Genomic DNA, 16,394 nt, shown 5'->3' on the forward strand with positions numbered 1-16,394 from the left:
GGCGACGGCGCGGGGTTTTTGCTGTCTGGGGTTCGGCGGTTTCGAGGTGGGTGTCCGCGGTTGAGCCGTTACGGGCGCTGGGGAGATCAGCACGTGCCACTTCGTCATCCGCTCTCCCCGGCGAAAGCCGGGGCCCAGCTTCAGCCTGAGCGTCTGGGGATGATGCGCCTTCTGACTTAGCTGAGGCGATAGGCTCTCCGGGTTCGATCTGGGCCCCGGCTTTCGCCGGGGAGAGCGGAGAAATGAGTTAGGCTCAACTCAAGCAAATCCACTGCCACCCTAAGGCTCCGCAAACCCCGGCCCGGCCCGCGTCTCGACCTCGCGCGCGGTGATCACTTCCCCGCAGGCCGAGCAGGCCTGCACCGGATGGAAGTCGCAGCCGCAGCCCTTGTGCCGGCGCAGCAGGGGCGGGCCCTCGGGGCCGGCATAGTGGGTGTCGCCGAAGTGAGCGACGGCCATGATCACCGGGTGCAGGTCCATCCCCTTGGCGGTCAGCCGGTAGTCGTGGCGGGGCGGATTGGCCTGATAGGCCTCGCGGCGCAGCACGCCTTCCTCGACCAGCACCCGCAGGCGATCGGTGACGATGCTGCGCGAGATGCCCAGGCGCGCCTGGAAGGCCTCGAACCGGCGCACGCCCAGAAAGCAGTCGCGCAGGATCATCAGGGTCCAGCGATCGCCGATCACGGCCAGGGATCGCGAGACCGAGCAGGGCTGGGCGGCGAGATCATCCCACTTCATGGCGTCGGGGTCCTTTTGCGTGCGCCGCCATTCTGCATTTGACTCAGTACAGATTCAATATGAACTTGAGCTCAACGAGATCAGGGAGATGGCGATGGCGACGACCGGAAAAGGCGCGTGCCTGGTGGTGGGGGTCGGCGACGGCGTCGGCGGCGCGATCGCCCGGGCCTTCGCCGCCGAGGGCTACGAGGTCTGCATGACCCGCCGCCCCCGCCATCTCGACCAGTTGGAGGCCATGGCCGAGCAGATCCGCGCGGATGGCGGCAGGGCCCGCGCCTATGGCGTCGACGCCCGCCAGGAGGCCGAGATGGTCGCCCTGTTCGACCAGATCGAGGCCGAGGTCGGGCCGCTGGAGGTGGTGGTCTTCAACATCGGCGCAAACGTGCGCTTCACGGTCATCGACACCACGGCCCAGGTGTTTTCCAAGGTCTGGGAGATGGCCTGCTTCGCCGGCTTCCTGACCGGGCGCGAGGCGGCGCGGGTGATGGCGCCGCGCGGTCGCGGCACAATCCTGTTCACCGGGGCCAGCGCCAGCCTGCGCGGCAAGGACGGCTTCTCCGCCTTCGCCTCGGCCAAGGCCGGCCTGCGAGCGCTGGCCCAGAGCCTGGCGCGCGAGATGGGACCGCAGGGCGTGCATGTGGCCCATGTGGTGGTCGACGGGGCCATCGACGGGGTCTTCACCCGCCAGATGCGCGACGATGTGCAGGGGCTGCTGGACCGCGACGAGATCCTCAAGCCCGACGAGATCGCGGCCAACTATGTCTGGCTGCACAACCAGCCACGCTCGGCCTGGACGCACGAGATCGACCTGCGCCCCCATTCTGAAACCTGGTGAGGAGCCGCTGACATGAGCAAGACCATCGACTTCATCTTCGACTTCGGCAGCCCCAACGCCTATCTGGCTTGGAAGCTGCTGCCCGACATCGCCGCGCGGCAGGGGGCCCAGGTCCGGCTTGTGCCCTGCCTGCTGGGCGGCATCTTCAAGCTGACCGGCAATCAGGCCCCGATGGTCGCCTTCGGCGGGATCAAGGGCAAGATGGACTATGAGATGCTGGAGACCCGCCGCTTCATCGCGGCCCATGGCCTGACCGCCTTCCAGTTCAACCCGCATTTCCCGGTCAATACCCTGCTGCTCATGCGCGGCATGGTCGCGGCGCAGCGAGCCGGCATCGGCCCGGCCTATCTGGACGCCATGCTGCGGGGCATGTGGGAGCAGGGCCTGAAGCTGGACGATCCGGCCGTCTTCGTCGCCACGGCCGACGCGGCGGGCCTGGACGGCGCGGCGCTGCTGGCGGCGACCGCTGACCCTGAGGTCAAGGCCGAGCTGGCCGCCAACACCGACGCCGCCGTGGCGCGCGGCGTGTTCGGCATTCCCAGCTTCTTCGTCGAGGGCGAGATGTTCTTCGGTAAGGAGCGGCTGGGGCAGGTCGAGGCGGAGCTGGCGCGGTAGCCTGGACAGACCGGCACGCTAAAGCCTCCAAGAGGTGTAGGGCTTGGCGCTACGCCGGGGCGTCGGGTTTCGGTGGTGGTGTCGCAGACTGCTTGCGGCCCCGGTCAGACCTTCGGGTTGGCCTGACTGATCGGCTAAACCTGACTCTTCTCTGACCTTGGGAAGGTCCGCTTTCGGGCGAGGCGAGGTCGAGGGCGCGGACATCCTGGAAGCGGGTAAACCTGGCGCTGAACGTGCAAGACCACGATCGCGCGAAGGGTCAGTTCAGCGCCTGGGCCAGGTCTGTGGCCATGCTTTTCGCCAGCGTCTCTTGGAGCGGCACATAGTCCTGCATCTCGGTTGGAGCAGCGAATTGGCCGGACCAGAGCACGCGGTCGGATCCGATCTCGGCCAGGGTCACGACGACCGTCGTCCGGGCCGGGGTCTGGCGGACGCTGATGCGGGCGCGATGGTCCACCTTTTCCCCTTGAGCCGCGACGGCGTAGTTGGCGGGCAGTCTCTGACTCAGCTCGGCTACGAAGCTTTCGCGAAGCCCGGCGTTGAACCGTGGAAACAGCACGTACTCGCACAGGCCGCGAACTGGCTCGATCAGGATCCGGTGTTGAGCCGGGAACAGGGCGTCCTTCGCCCATACCATCCCGCCGATCGCCAGCGGCGCCAACAGCCCGCCCATGATCGCGAACCGTCTGTTCTTATGCGCGGGCCTCTCGGGAAAGGTTTTGACCGGCAACAGCGCGCCGATGAAACGATATCCTGAACGCGGTCGCGTCTGGATGTAGCGCGGCGTATCGGCATTGTCGGAGAGCAGCGTCCGGATACGGCGAATGCAGGTGTTCAGGGCGGCGTCGCCGCCCGTGCCGGCGCGGGGCCAAAACCGATCGAGCAGTTCCTGCCTGCCGACCGTCCGTTCGCCGTGCTCGATCAGGTAGGCCAGGACCTCCACCGCCTGGGGCGGCGCATCGAGCGGCTCATCGCCCTGGAAGACCTGCAAGGCGGCGGAGTCGACGCGAAAATCGGCGAAGCGGAACATCTCGAGACCCTCCGGCGATGCGCTGACGAGACCGGCGCGGTCGCAAAATGTCAGATCAGGTCATGGATTGTCATTCGGCTTTTCGATCTGCGGTGGGTTAGCGCTCGTCACCCCAACGGTCCGACATGAAAGAGCCCCTGTGCCAAAGACCCATCCCGTTGCCGATCCTGCCCGGCGAAGCGTCGTTGGTTTGGGACTGTCTTGCCTGGCGGCATCGTTGATCCGGGCGCCGGTGGGCCGCGCCGCGTCAGTCACCGACGGCATAGACAACCTGCTCGACGTATCGGCGAGCGCCTATGGCACGGTCGGTTACTCGGTCGCCGTGCTTCGTCGCGGCAAGCTGGTCCATGCCCGCCATGCCGGACTTGCGGATCTCGGGACCGGCGCGCCGATCACTGATCGTTCCGTCTACCCGATCTTCTCGATCTCGAAGCTGTTCCTGGTCGTAGAGCTGCTCAAGGCCCAAGCGCGTGGTCTGATCGACCTTGGTATGCCGCTCGGCAAGATCCGGAGCGGACTGCCCGCGACCTGGTCCGAGATCACCTTGGCGCAGGCCCTGGCCCACGTTTCGGGCTTGCCGGACTATATCCCCGACCATGTGAAGCCGACCGCAGATCAAGCGTTCGCCGCCATCGCGTCGCTGCCGCTCCGTTTTTCGCCCGGCACGCGCAACGACTACAACCAGACCAATTTCCTGCTCGCGAAGGAAGCGCTGGAAAAGGCGACCCAAACGCCGCTGACCACACTGGTCGGTCGTCAGTTTCGCGCCGCCGGCATGAAACATGCCGCCTATGCCGAGGTGGGCGTATCGTCGCCGGGACAGGTGACGACCTATCAGTCATCCGCCACGCGAGATCGCTCGCCCGTCGCGTTCATCCCGGCGCAGTGGCCGTCCTACACCCACGGGTCGGGGGGCGTGTGCGCGTCGCTTGCCGACATGGTGGCTTGGAGCCAGAGCCTGTTGCGCGGCGACCTGCTCCCCCTGACGCCGTTGCAAGCGTCGTGGAGGCCGTTCCTGATGCCGGACGGTGGGGCCGCATGGCACACGCACGGCTGGGAGTACTATCGGCACGGCGATGTGACGATCATCGGGCATGGCGGCGGCGTGCGCTTGGTCTGGCGGCATGTCTTTCGAACGGCCGATCCGGCCGACTGCGCGACTGTGGTCTATCTCGACAATGGCGGGCGCACGACATTCGACCGGCATCGCCTTGTCACACTCCTGGCTGATCGCGTTATGCCCGGCGCAGCTCGCCTATGGGAGGACCAGGAAGAAGCTCTGTACCGAGGACTGGCGTCGAATCAGTGGGACCGCGCCATAGCTTCGGTCGACGCCACGGTTCCCGTCGATCGCGTCGAGGCCATCGTCAATCGCGTCGGCTACGATACGATGAGCATTCTCGATGCCGGCGCCGCCTTGCCGGTGTTCCAGTGGAACGCGAAACGGTTTGCCCAATCTTCCAACGCCCATGACAGCCTGGGAGAGGCCTATCGCGCCATGGGGCGGCTTGATCAGGCCAGGGCGTCCTACCAGCGCGCCCTGGCTCTGGATCCGTCAAACGCCCGCATCAAGACGGTTCTCCAGGAACTCGATCGTCCGACCCCTTCTCTTTAGCCGTTCAACCGCCCAAACTGAGGATCCTGTCGATGCGCCTTTTCAAGAGCTTGATCTGCGCCGCCGCCATTCTGTCGTCCGTCCATCCGGCCATGGCTGAGCCCACCAAGATCGAGGTTCGCGTGATCGCGCGCGGCGCCAAGTTCCTCGGTGGCTATACAAGTCCGGTTCGCGTGACGCTGAGCGATGCCGACACTGGCGAAACGCTGGCGCGGGGCGCGACGTCAGGCTCCACGGGCGACACGCAGCGGATTATGACGAATGGCAAGGATAGCGATGGCAAGAGGGCCAGCGCCGATTCGGCCGTCTTCCAGACCACGTTGGATATCGATCGGCCGCGCCGGGTCACGGTGACTGTCGCCGGACCTCTCAGCCAACCCCAAGCAACGACGACGGCCAGCAGCACGCAATGGGTCTTGCCGGGACATGATGTGACCGCCGGCGATGGCTGGTTGATCGAGTTGCCCGGTCTCATTGTCGATATCGCCGATCCCATCGCCTATCGGTGGGTCAAGGTCGGGGAGACTGTGCCTCTGCGGGTTGGGGTGACGATGCTGTGCGGATGCGCAATCCTGGAGACTGGACCCTGGCGCTCAGGTGACACTGAGGTGGAAGCGTTCGTCACGACCAACGGCAAGTCTCTGCGCCGCATCCCTCTGCGCTTCGAGCCCAGCACGGCGGTATTCGTCGCGAACGTGCCTGCCGACGAGGTCGGTCTCTACGAAGTCGAAGTGCGAGGGTGGATGAAGGCCAGCAACAACGCCGGTGTCGCGCGCACGGCCTTTTTTGTTCACTAGATTACTCACCCCAAAGGGACGCGCCGGGAGCACAAGGGATGCTTGCGACGCGTCCGCCTTATAAGGCAATCGCCAAGCGTCTGGATTTCTGAAGCGGGTTCCTGGTCCGTCCCCGCCCGCTAGACTCCCTCCGCCCCACCTGCTACACGCCGCGCCTCGCTCCAGGACTCGGTCCCGGGGCGTGTTCGTCGTTATCGGTTCGAGGACGACGAATTCAAATCCGTGGAAGGGACGCCAAGCCCGCACCACGGCCAACCAGCGAAGGTCGTTAGCTCGGCTTTCTTGAGAGGATACAATGGCTAAAAAGATCCTGGGCTATATCAAGCTCCAGGTGAAGGCTGGCTCGGCCACGCCTTCGCCCCCCATCGGCCCCGCACTGGGCCAGCGCGGCGTCAACATCATGGGCTTCTGTAAGGAGTTCAACGCGCGCACCGAGAACGTCGAAAAGGGCACCCCCCTGCCGACCGTGATCACCGTGTTCCAAGACAAGTCGTTCACCTTCGTCACCAAGACGCCCCCGGCGACGCACTACCTGAAGCAGATCACCGGCCTGAAGTCCGGCGCGAAGCTGACCGGTCGCGAGACCGTCGGCGAAGTGACCCGCACCCAGCTGCGCGAGATCGCCGAAAAGAAGATGAAGGACCTGAACGCCAACGACATCGAGGCCGCGGCCAAGATCATCGAAGGCTCCGCCAAGGCCATGGGCCTGAAGATCGTGGAGGCCTAAGTCATGGCTAAGCAAGCAAAGCGCGTCCAGGCCTGGACCGGCGATCGTGAAGCCACCTACACCGCTTCGGAAGCCATCGCCCTGGTGAAGGCTAACGCCAAGGCCAAGTTCGACGAGTCGATCGAGATCTCGGTCAACCTCGGCGTTGACCCGCGCCACGCCGACCAACAGGTCCGCGGCGTCGTCAACCTGCCGTCGGGCACCGGCCGCGACGTTCGCGTCGCCGTCTTCGCCAAGGACGCCAAGGCGGCCGAAGCCACCGCGGCTGGCGCTGAACACGTCGGCGCCGAAGACCTGTACGAGAAGATCGTCGGCGGCTTCATGGACTTTGATCGCGTCATCGCGACCCCGGACATGATGGCCCTGGTCGGTCGTCTGGGTAAGGTGCTGGGCCCGCGCGGCCTGATGCCTAACCCCAAGGTCGGCACCGTGACCCCGAACGTCGGTCAAGCCGTGAAGGACGCCAAGGGCGGCGCCGTCGAGTTCCGCGTTGAAAAGGCCGGCATCATCCACGCCGGCATCGGCAAGGTCTCGTTCACCGACGAAGCCCTGCTGATCAACGTCAAGGCGATGATCGACGCGCTGAACAAGTCCAAGCCTTCGGGCGCCAAGGGCATCTATGTGAAGCGTATCGGCCTGTCCTCGACGATGGGCCCGGGCTTCAAGGTCGACACCTCGTCGATCGCCTAAGCCTTTCGAGCTTTTGACTACCGGCCATCTAGGCCACCGGAGCGGGCGCTGGAGAAATCCAGCGCCCGTTTTGCGTTTCGGGCTCGCGTTGTGAGGTCGGCTAGCCGGTGTTATGTTTTGGCTAGCCGGAGGCTCCCGATGCCCTTCCATGTCCGTGATCCCGAAGCCGACGCAATGTTGCGGTCCTATGCCGAGGAAAAGCGCGTCGGCATCACCGACGCCATCAAGCTGGCCGTGACCAGGGCGCGTGAGGCCGACGAGTCGGCCAAGGCCGAGAAGCTGGCCAAGATCGATGCGATCCTTGCCGAGGTCGACGCTCTGCCGCGCACGGGTCTCAAGGCTGACAAGGCGTTCTTTGACGACCTAAGCGGCGATTGATGTTTGTCGACGCCTCGGCCTGGACGGCCATTCTGCTCAATGAGCCCGAACGGGACCGGCTGCGCTCGAGCCTGGTGTCCGCTGTCACGATTCTGACCTCGCCCATCGCGAACTGGGAGACCGTGCGCGCCTTGTCACGCGAGACCTCAGACAGCATCGCAATGGCGGCGGCCCGGCTAGCAGCGTTGCAGGCGAGCGTCGGCGCGCGGGGGGTCACCATTGGCCCGGCCGAACAGGTGATGGCCCTCGAAGTCCACGCCCGCTTCGGCAAGGGTGTCCATCCGGCCCGCCTCAACATGGGCGACTGCTTCGCCTATGCCTGCGCCAGGACCAACGCCGTACCGTTGCTGTTCAAGGGCGACGACTTCCCCCTGACCGACATCGAGCCTGCGTGAGCGACGCCCAGGCCCTCGACGTCGCCGTGATCGGTGGCGGACCGGCCGGGCTGATGGCCGCCGAGGTGCTGAGCGCGGCCGGCAAGTCGGTGACGGTGTTCGAGAAGATGCCGACCTTCGGGCGCAAGTTCCTGATGGCCGGGCGCGGCGGGCTGAACCTCACCCATTCGGAGGACTTCGCGCGGTTCGCGCAGCGCTATGGCGCGGCCAATGCGGCCTTGCGGCCGATGCTGGAGGCCTTCACGCCCGCCGACCTGATCGCCTGGGCGGAGGGGCTGGGGCAGGAGACCTTCATCGGCTCCAGCGGCCGGGTGTTTCCCAGGGCGCTGAAGGCTTCGCCGCTGCTGCGGGCCTGGCTGGCCCGGCTGGAGGGGCAGGGCGTCAGCTTGCGGGCGCGCGCCGCGTGGCGCGGCTGGACGGACGACGGCGACCTGTCATTTCTCACCCCCGAGGGCGCCCTGACCGTGCGGCCGCGCGCGACCATCCTGGCCCTGGGCGGCGCCAGCTGGGCGCGGCTGGGCTCGGACGGCGCCTGGGCCCCGTTGCTGGCGGCGCGGGGCGCGGTGGTGGCGCCGTTCGCCGCCGCCAACAGCGGCTTCGACGTCGCCTGGAGCGCGGTGTTCCGGGAGCGCTTCGCCGGTGAGCCGTTGAAGGCCATCGGCCTGCGGCTGGGCGAGGTCGCGGCGCGAGGCGACGCCATGATCGCCGGCTATGGGCTGGAGGGCGGGGCGGTCTACGCCCTGGGCGCTGCGCCGCGCGAAGCGATCGCGGCGACGGGGCAGGCGATCATCGAGATCGACCTGCGGCCAGACATGCCGGTCGAGACCCTGACCGCGCGCCTCAACCGGCCCCGCAACGGCCAGTCTGTGGCCAATTTCCTGCGCAAGGCCGCCAACCTGTCGCCGGTCGAGGTCAATCTGCTGCGCGAGGCCCATGGCCTGGACCTGCCGGCGGAACCTGTCGCCCTGGCGGCGGCGATCAAGGCCGCGCCGATCGTGCTGACCGGGGCGCAGCCGCTGGACCGGGCCATCTCGTCGGCCGGCGGTCTGACTCTGGAGTCGCTGGATGGCCTTGAGCTGAAGGCCGCGCCCGGCGTGTTCGTGGCCGGCGAGATGCTGGACTGGGAAGCGCCGACCGGCGGCTATCTGCTGCAGGCCTGTTTCGCCACCGGCGTCGCGGCGGCGGGGCAGGTCCTGGCGAAACTGGACCAGGAGCGCCGGCCCGTTGCGTAAGCCGCCCGTGCGCGGTTAGCCTGTCCTGAGTTTCGCAGGGGAGGGCGACATGGCGGACGAGAAGGTGAAGGGACCTGCGTCCTATTTTCCGTCGATCGAGAAGACCTATGGGCGGCCGGTTTCGGAGTGGCAGCAGCTTGTCCGCGACCGCTATCCCGCCAAACACATGGATCTGGTGGCGATGCTGAAGACCGAGCATGGACTCGGACACGGCCACGCCAATGCGATCGTCGCCCACACCCTGGTTCAGGACGGGTTGAAATAGGTGGCCGCGGCTGGGGCTTCCAGGCCGGCGGCAGACTTGCGGCGATCGCCCCGGTATCGGCCGCGCCGGTCTGCCTTTGATGCAACGAACCGAGGACTGTCACAGTTTAGGATGTCGGCGGGCTTCCTGCCGCAGCGAGGATATTGTCCATGACACGAGCTCTCGAAGGCAAGGTCGCCCTCATCACCGGCGCGGCCGGGGCGATCGGTTTGGCGACCGCCAAGCTGATGGCCGAGCGTGGCGCGACCATCGTCGCTGTCGATATCCCCGGAAGCGACTGGTCCAAGCTGAAGGCCGCCTTGCCCGAGGGCTCCAGATTGGTCACGGCGGAAGCCGACGTCACCGACGAGGCGTCGGTGAAGGCCTATGTCGACAAGGCCAGGGCCGAGTGCGGGCGGATCGACATCTTCTTCAACAACGCCGGGATCGAAGGTCCCGTCCAGCCGATCGAATCCTATCCGCTGGACGCCTTCATGAAGGTGCTGGGCGTCAATGTGGCCGGGGTGTTCCTGGGCCTGAAATACGTCCTGCCGGTGATGTACGCCCAAGGCGCGGGCAGCATCATCAACACCTCCAGCGTCGCGGGCCTCACCGGTGCGTCCGGCATGGCCGGCTACTGCACCTCGAAACACGCCGTCGTGGGCGTCACGCGGGTGGCGGCGATCGAGGCCGCGCCCAAGGGCGTGCGGGTCAATTGCGTCAATCCCGGCCCGATCGAGAGCCGGATGATGCAGTCGATCAACACCGGCCAGTCGGGCGACCCCAAGCTGGCCCGTGAGCAGATCAGCAACGCGGTGCCGGCCAAGCGCTATGGCACGCCCGAGGAGGTTGCGGGCCTGGTGGCCTTCCTGGCCTCCGACGACGCGACCTACTGCAATGGCGGCGTCTACACCGTCGATGGCGCACTCACCGCCGCCTGACCGGCCTCGCCCGGCGCGGCCTTGAGCCTGCGCCGGGCGCTTCCTGTCGCCCCCGGTTGATATTGCCTCCCAAACCGTCTATACGCCGCCCCTTCTCCGTCGGGCTCGCCCGGCGAAGACCTGTTTGTGAACAGCGGGGCGTGGGGTCACCAACGCCGTAAATGAGGAAGAGCCCTTCCTCGCCGTCGGGAGACAGGGATGGACAAGACCACGCTATTTCCTCCTTCACGGATGGGACGCGCGGCTGACTTTCCTTGGAACAGGCTGATGCAACTCGCGTGCGGGAGCGATCCCTCATGCGCTGTGGCATTTGGCTGCCGGAATGGTCCGGCCGCTGTAATTGAGTAGGAGACCGCAATGGACCGCGCTCAAAAGCAGGAGTCGATCGAGTCGCTGAAAAGCGTATTCGCCGGCGCCGGCGCTGTCGTCGTGACCCACTATATGGGCATGACCGTTGCGGAAATGACTGAACTGCGTGCCCGTCTCCGCAAGGAAGACGCCACGTTCCAGGTGGTGAAGAACACCCTCGTCCAGAAGGCCCTCGACGGCTCGATCGGTGAAGCGGGCGACGCCCTGTTCACCGGCCCGGTCGCCATTGCCTTCGGCAAGGATCCGGTCTCCGCCGCCAAGATCGTCACCCAGTACGCCAAGGAAAACGAGAAGCTCAAGCTTGTCGGCGGCATCCTGGGTCAGACGACGGTTCTGGACGAAGCGGCTGTGCGGGCTCTCGCCACGCTGCCGTCGCTCGATCAGATCCGTGGCAAGCTTATCGGCCTCATCCAGGCTCCGGCGACCAAGATCGCTGGCGTCCTGCAGGCCCCGGCTGGCCAACTTGCGCGCGTCTTCAACGCTTATGCGACCAAAGACGCCGCCTAACGGTCATCTCCGCTACATCCCTCATTCGTTTTTAGGAATTGAACATGTCCAAGCTCGAAAAGCTGGTTGAAGAACTGTCCACCCTGTCGGTCCTCGAAGCCGCTGACCTGTCGAAGATGCTGGAAGAAAAGTGGGGCGTCTCCGCCGCCGCTCCGGTCGCCGCTGCCGCTGCCGGCCCGGCCGCTCCGGTCGAAGTTGCTGAAGAGCAAACCGAGTTCACCGTTGTTCTGACCGCCGGTGGCGACAAGAAGATCAACGTGATCAAGGAAGTCCGCGGCGTCCGTCCGGACCTCGGCCTGAAGGAAGCCAAGGACCTGGTCGAAGGCGCTCCGCAGAACGTCGTCGAAAACGTCTCCAAGGCCCAAGCCGAAGAAGTCGCCAAGAAGCTGACCGAAGCCGGCGCGTCCGTCCAGATCAAGTAGTCCATTCCACGCCTCGGCGTGGATGGGTTCCTCCAGTCCTCTCCTCGGAGAGGCTGGTCCTGGACCAAGCAAGTCAACGGCCCCGGGGGGAAACCTTCGGGGCCGTTTTCTTTGGTCGCGCGCCAGGCGGCGCTGCCGAAGTCTTGACCGGATGTTAAAGCCTGCCATGTCTGTTCCGTCTGCGTTCCTTCCGTCAGTTTTGTCCAGGAGAGTGGCTTTGACCCTTGTGGAGAAGCACGCGGTCCAGATTTCAGGCCAGGGCGTGCGGCCGATACTGTTTTCGCACGGTTTCGGCTGCGACCAGAACATGTGGCGTTTGGTTGCGCCGGCCTTCGCGGCCGATTTCAAGACCGTGGTGTTTGACCATGTCGGAGCCGGGCGGTCGGACCTGTCGGCCTATGATCGCGACAAGTACGCCTCGCTCGACGGCTATGCCGACGATGTCGTGGCCCTGTGCGACGCGCTGGACCTGAAGGATGTGGTGTTTGTCGGCCATTCGGTCAGCGCCATGATCGGCGTGCTGGCCGCCGCGCGTCGGCCCGGCCTGTTCAGCCACATGATCATGATCTGTCCGTCGCCCCGCTATATCGACGACGCGGACTATGTCGGCGGCTTCGCCCGCGCCGACATCGACGAGCTCCTGGAATTCCTCGACGCCAACCATCTGGGCTGGTCGACGACCATGGCCCCGGTGATCATGGGCAATCCCGACCGGCCGGAACTGGCGGAGGAGCTGTCGAACAGCTTCTGCACCACCGATCCCGAAATCGCCCGACAGTTTGCTCGCGTCACCTTCCTGTCCGATTCTCGTGGAGACTTGGCCGCAGTGGCGACGCCGACCATGATTATCGATTGCCTTGAAGACAGCATCGCCCCGCCCGTGGTGGGGCGTTATGTCCAGGCGGCCATTGCCGGCAGCGTGCTGACCACGCTGGCTGCCACCGGCCATTGTCCGCACCTGAGCGCCCCCGAGGCGACGATCGCGGCCATGCGAGACTATCTGGACGATCACGGACCGCGCGCCGGCTAGGGAAAAGCGTGCCGCTTCCCCCTCCCACCGCCGCTGGCTCGAATCTCGACACGCTGTTCGACCTGGCGCCGTGCGGCCTGGCCGTGCTGGGGCCGGGCTATGTCTTGACGGCCTGCAATCGCTATCTCAGCGAACTGGTGGGGCGATCACCCGAGTCGATGATCGGCGTGACGGGCTTTCCCAGCCTGCTGACCGTGGCTGGGCGGATCTATTTCGAGACCCATATCGCGCCGCTTCTGAGAATGCAGGGGCGGGTGGACGAGGTGGCCTTCGATCTGGTCACGGCCAGCGGCGCTCGGGCGCCGGTCCTCCTCAACGCCGAGCTGATCGGCGAGCTGGAGGGCGGCCAGGGTGTCATTCGTCTGGCGGTGTTCCCGGCATCGGATCGCCGTAAGTACGAGGCCGAGATACTCAGGGCCCGGCGCGAGGCCGACGCCGAGCGCGAGGCGGCGGAGGCGGCCAGCAAGGCCAAGAGCGACTTTCTGGCCAACATGTCGCACGAGATCCGTACGCCGCTCAACGCGGTGGTCGGCGTCGCCGGCGTCCTGGCGACAACGACCCTGTCCACCCAACAGCGCGACATGGTGGGCATGATCGAGACCTCCGGCCTGCTTCTGGAGCGGCTGGTGTCAGACGTGCTGGATCTGGCCAAGATCGAGTCCGGCCTGATGACCATCGAGGTCCGGCCCTTCAACCTGGAAGTCTGCATTCAGGGCATCGCCAACCTGATGGGCGTTCGCGCCGCCGAAAAGGGCGTGGCTTTCACCCTGCGAATGAGCGAGGCGGCGCGGGGCCAATTCCTGGGCGATGGGCTTCGCCTCCAGCAGGTCCTGGCCAACCTCCTGTCCAACGCCATCAAGTTCACGTCCGAGGGCGAGGTGAGCCTGACGGTGGACGTCGAGCCGGACGCGGAGTCGTCGACCTTGACCCGCCTGCGGGTGGCGGTGCGGGATTCCGGTATCGGCTTCGATGAGAGCCTGGCCGCCGGCCTGTTCGATCGCTTCAGTCAGGCCGACAACAGCATCACCCGGCGGTTCGGCGGCACCGGCATCGGCCTGTCGATCTGCAAGCAACTGGTGGATCTGATGGGCGGCCACATCCAGGTGCGGTCGCGGCCCGGCGCGGGCAGCACCTTCAGCTTTGAGATTCCGCTGGCGCGGCCAGCCGCCGAAGCCGAAGCCGAAGCCGAAGCCGACGCCGACGCCGACGCCGACGCCGACGAGGCAGTCGGTCTGGCCGATGGGCCGGCGTTGCGGATCCTGCTGGTGGAGGACAACGACATCAATCAGAAGATCGTGGCCCTGATGCTCGCGCCACTTGATGTGGAGCTCGAGATCGCGAGCAACGGCCATCTGGGCCTTGAGTGCTTCCAGCGGCAGATCTTCGACCTGGTGCTGATGGACATGCAGATGCCCGTCATGGATGGGCTGACCGCCACCCGCGCCTTCCGCGCGTTGGAAGCCGCCGATCCGGCCCGCGTCCGCACGCCGATCGCGCTGCTCAGCGCCAACGCCATGGAGCAACACCGGCTTCAGGGCGCGGAGGCGGGGGCCGATCTGCACATCTCCAAGCCGATCACGCCCGAAAGCCTGATCGCCGGCGTCCAACAGGCCCTGCGGGCCGGCGCCGCCGCCCGACCCGCCCCTCCCATCGCTTGATCTCCCGGCCGGGGGGCCAGACCCAACCCGATTAGACCGCCGGCGGCGCCAGGCTCAGAGCCGCTCCGCGTGGGGCTGGAGACGGCGCCGCAACGCCTCGCGCTCTCGGGGGTTACGGTAGCCAGGTTCGTGCCCATATCGAGCCCCCCCCACCCCGTTTCAAAACGCATCGAGTCCCCATGCACATTCTGATGGTCCTGACCTCCCACGATCGCCTCGGCGACACCGGCGAAAAGACCGGCTTCTGGCTGGAGGAGTTCGCCGCGCCCTACTATGCGCTGAAGGACGCCGGCGCGACGCTGGTTCTGGCTTCGCCGCAAGGCGGCCAGCCGCCGCTTGACCCCAAGAGCGACGCGCCCGACGCGCAGAGCGAGGACACGGCGCGCTTCAAGGCCGACCCCGAAGCCCAGAAGGCCCTGGCCGGCACGGTGAAGCTGGCGGAGATCAAGGCCGCAGATTTCGACGCCGTGTTCTATCCCGGCGGCCATGGCCCGCTGTGGGATCTGGCCGAAGACGCCAAGTCTATCGCCCTGATCGAGGCGATGGCTGCGGCCGGCAAGCCGGTGGCCGCTGTGTGTCATGCGCCGGGCGTCTTTCGCCATGTGAAGGGCCCCGACGGCGAGCTGCTGGTCAAGGGCAAGGCCGTGACCGGCTTTGCGGACACCGAGGAGGCCGCTGTCGGCTTGACCGACGTGGTGCCGTTTCTGGTCGAAGGCATGCTGAAGGACAGCGGCGGCCTCTATTCCAAGGGCGCGGACTGGGCGCCCCATGTGCTGACCGACGGCCTGCTGGTCACCGGGCAGAATCCGGCCTCGTCGCGGCCTGCCGCCGAGGCGCTGCTGGCCCTGATCGCGAAAAAGTAGCGCTGAGCCCTGCGGTCAGGCGACGGCGGATAGGTCCGTCGCCTGATCGGGCCGGCCTGGCGAACAGCCAGGCCTGGCTCAGGTCTTCGCCGCGCTCACGCCCGATCGGCGCCGCCAGCGTTGCAGGGGTTGTTCCACATAGCGATGTGTCGCGGCTCCCGCCGCGAGGCTGACGAGGAACACGCCGACGATCATGAGGTCGCCCGACATCGCCCAGGGGGCGGGTATCAGCAGCAGCCCCGCCAAGCCGATCACCAGCGGGTGAACGAGATAGAGCGCGTAGGAAGCGTCACCCATCCAGGCCATGGCGCGCCTCGCCGGCGACGGTGGGGTCAGGGGTTCCAGGGCCACAATACCCAGGGTCAGCAGCGCGCTTGGCACGCCCCAGACCAGGACGCGCAGGGCTGACGCCTGGCCGTTCAGGATGCCCGACGCTTCCGAGATTCCGCCATTGCCGAGCCAGAGCCCGGCGACCAGTCCAAAGACTCCAAGTCCGGCGGCCAGCCACCCCGCCCGTCGGGTCATGTGTGGTGCGAGCCCGGCCAACGCGACGCCCATCAGAAATTCCAGGATGATCGGGTTGCCCAGGAACTGGAACGCCACCAGTCCGGTCTGGACGCGCGCGACCCAGCAGGCGGCGAAGGCGGCGAGCGCCGTCGCAACGGCCCAGGTCCGCCACCGTCCCGCCGCCAGGATCGCCGCGACGGCCACGTAGAACAGCATCTCGAAACAAAGCGTCCAGCCGACATCCAGCGCCGGCAGGGTCATCCTGGCGCCCGCCGCCGGCCAAAAGGCGAGGGAGGCGGCCAGCATCGGGCCGCTCAGCTGTCCGGCGACCGCCGCCGCCAGCAGCCATGGCAGGGACAGCAGGTAATAGATCGGCGCCACACGCCACAGCCGGCGCCAGGCAAAGGTTCCGGCCGCGACCGGTCCCGACTGGAACGCCGTGCGGGTGATGATCAGGCCGCTGATCACGAAGAAGATGTCGACGCCGATCGCGCCGAAGTTCTCGAACGCCCCGGCGGCCAGGATGCTGGGCGGGGCGCCGGCCTTCTGGGCCAGGTCCACGCCATGGGCATGGACCACCAGGGCGGCAGCGGCGAAGCGCAGGATCTGAAGGTTGGCCAAACGGGGCGAAGGCACGGGGTGGGACTCGTCGGCTACGCCCGGCCCTGGCCGGTGATCACTCTTAGATTTCAGCGGCTTTCGAAATCATTGCCGTTGCGCGATATGTGGGCGCGCCGGAGGCCGATGGGACGGAACGACGGTTTCTTAACAAACCCCCTTTTCATCCCTGGCCGCTTGGCC

General features: G+C 66.5%; 19 protein-coding genes. 16 read left to right on the forward strand and 3 right to left on the reverse strand.

All coding sequences use genetic code 11. The features are described from left to right. Positions 1–279: 279 nt before the first annotated feature. A complete protein-coding gene (locus tag ACN2C7_RS03830; protein ID WP_419319959.1) occupies positions 280–738 on the reverse strand; it encodes a winged helix-turn-helix transcriptional regulator in 459 nt (152 codons plus the stop codon). A gap of 94 nt (positions 739–832) precedes the next feature. Between ACN2C7_RS03830 and ACN2C7_RS03835 the strand changes: the two genes are divergently transcribed. After that, the gene (locus ACN2C7_RS03835) at positions 833–1,573 is read left to right on the forward strand and encodes an SDR family NAD(P)-dependent oxidoreductase (RefSeq protein WP_419319960.1); all 741 of its coding nucleotides are present in this window, start codon (positions 833–835) and stop codon (positions 1,571–1,573) included. 12 nt (positions 1,574–1,585) lie between these two features. Beyond that, the gene (locus ACN2C7_RS03840; RefSeq protein WP_419319961.1) at positions 1,586–2,188 is read left to right on the forward strand and encodes a 2-hydroxychromene-2-carboxylate isomerase; all 603 of its coding nucleotides are present in this window, start codon (positions 1,586–1,588) and stop codon (positions 2,186–2,188) included. Between the two features lie 259 nt (positions 2,189–2,447). Here the strand turns inward: ACN2C7_RS03840 and ACN2C7_RS03845 are convergent, their stop codons facing one another. Then, the gene (locus ACN2C7_RS03845; RefSeq protein ID WP_419319962.1) at positions 2,448–3,218 is read right to left on the reverse strand and encodes a winged helix-turn-helix domain-containing protein; all 771 of its coding nucleotides are present in this window, start codon (positions 3,216–3,218) and stop codon (positions 2,448–2,450) included. A gap of 139 nt (positions 3,219–3,357) precedes the next feature. On the opposite strand from ACN2C7_RS03845, the gene ACN2C7_RS03850 reads away from it, so the two are divergent. From ACN2C7_RS03850 to ACN2C7_RS03915, 14 genes are all read left to right on the forward strand, one after another. Further along, positions 3,358–4,833, forward strand: coding sequence for a serine hydrolase (locus tag ACN2C7_RS03850; RefSeq protein WP_419319963.1), 1,476 nt, complete (start codon positions 3,358–3,360; stop codon positions 4,831–4,833). Positions 4,834–4,865: 32 nt separating this feature from the next. Next, a complete protein-coding gene (locus tag ACN2C7_RS03855; RefSeq protein WP_419319964.1) occupies positions 4,866–5,630 on the forward strand; it encodes a hypothetical protein in 765 nt (254 codons plus the stop codon). A 295-nt stretch (positions 5,631–5,925) separates the two neighbouring features. Continuing rightward, positions 5,926–6,357 carry a 50S ribosomal protein L11 gene (gene rplK / locus ACN2C7_RS03860; RefSeq protein ID WP_419254120.1) on the forward strand — a complete coding sequence of 144 codons (432 nt, stop codon included), beginning with the start codon at positions 5,926–5,928 and terminating at the stop codon, positions 6,355–6,357. 3 nt (positions 6,358–6,360) lie between these two features. Then, positions 6,361–7,047, forward strand: coding sequence for a 50S ribosomal protein L1 (gene rplA / locus ACN2C7_RS03865; protein ID WP_419254121.1), 687 nt, complete (start codon positions 6,361–6,363; stop codon positions 7,045–7,047). Positions 7,048–7,185: 138 nt separating this feature from the next. Next, a complete protein-coding gene (locus ACN2C7_RS03870; protein ID WP_419319965.1) occupies positions 7,186–7,425 on the forward strand; it encodes a type II toxin-antitoxin system VapB family antitoxin in 240 nt (79 codons plus the stop codon). After that, complete coding sequence (locus tag ACN2C7_RS03875) at positions 7,425–7,820, forward strand: type II toxin-antitoxin system VapC family toxin (protein WP_419319966.1); 396 nt, start codon at positions 7,425–7,427, stop codon at positions 7,818–7,820. Before ACN2C7_RS03870 ends, ACN2C7_RS03875 begins: the two co-directional genes overlap by 1 nt. Positions 7,821–7,873: 53 nt before the next feature. Beyond that, positions 7,874–9,052: a TIGR03862 family flavoprotein gene (locus ACN2C7_RS03880; RefSeq protein WP_419321389.1), complete on the forward strand. Its 1,179-nt coding sequence runs from the start codon at positions 7,874–7,876 to the stop codon at positions 9,050–9,052. A 49-nt stretch (positions 9,053–9,101) separates the two neighbouring features. Further along, the gene (locus ACN2C7_RS03885) at positions 9,102–9,317 is read left to right on the forward strand and encodes a DUF4287 domain-containing protein (protein WP_419319967.1); all 216 of its coding nucleotides are present in this window, start codon (positions 9,102–9,104) and stop codon (positions 9,315–9,317) included. Positions 9,318–9,466: 149 nt separating this feature from the next. Further along, a complete protein-coding gene (locus tag ACN2C7_RS03890; protein WP_419319968.1) occupies positions 9,467–10,237 on the forward strand; it encodes an SDR family NAD(P)-dependent oxidoreductase in 771 nt (256 codons plus the stop codon). A gap of 357 nt (positions 10,238–10,594) precedes the next feature. Further along, on the forward strand, positions 10,595–11,113 hold the full coding sequence (gene rplJ / locus ACN2C7_RS03895) for a 50S ribosomal protein L10 (protein ID WP_419254125.1): 519 nt from the start codon (positions 10,595–10,597) through the stop codon (positions 11,111–11,113). A 44-nt stretch (positions 11,114–11,157) separates the two neighbouring features. After that, positions 11,158–11,535 (forward strand): 50S ribosomal protein L7/L12, encoded by a 378-nt coding sequence (rplL, locus tag ACN2C7_RS03900; protein WP_419319969.1) that lies wholly within the window; start codon positions 11,158–11,160, stop codon positions 11,533–11,535. Positions 11,536–11,761: 226 nt separating this feature from the next. Then, a complete protein-coding gene (locus tag ACN2C7_RS03905) occupies positions 11,762–12,565 on the forward strand; it encodes an alpha/beta fold hydrolase (RefSeq protein ID WP_419321391.1) in 804 nt (267 codons plus the stop codon). 8 nt (positions 12,566–12,573) lie between these two features. Continuing rightward, the gene (locus ACN2C7_RS03910; RefSeq protein WP_419319970.1) at positions 12,574–14,223 is read left to right on the forward strand and encodes an ATP-binding protein; all 1,650 of its coding nucleotides are present in this window, start codon (positions 12,574–12,576) and stop codon (positions 14,221–14,223) included. A gap of 179 nt (positions 14,224–14,402) precedes the next feature. Continuing rightward, a complete protein-coding gene (locus ACN2C7_RS03915; protein WP_419319971.1) occupies positions 14,403–15,086 on the forward strand; it encodes a type 1 glutamine amidotransferase domain-containing protein in 684 nt (227 codons plus the stop codon). A gap of 78 nt (positions 15,087–15,164) precedes the next feature. Here the strand turns inward: ACN2C7_RS03915 and ACN2C7_RS03920 are convergent, their stop codons facing one another. Beyond that, on the reverse strand, positions 15,165–16,229 hold the full coding sequence (locus ACN2C7_RS03920) for an acyltransferase family protein (protein WP_419319972.1): 1,065 nt from the start codon (positions 16,227–16,229) through the stop codon (positions 15,165–15,167). Between the last annotated feature and the right edge of the window lie 165 nt (positions 16,230–16,394).

This window comes from Caulobacter sp. ErkDOM-E (genome assembly GCF_048541895.1).
Lineage (GTDB): Bacteria > Pseudomonadota > Alphaproteobacteria > Caulobacterales > Caulobacteraceae > Caulobacter.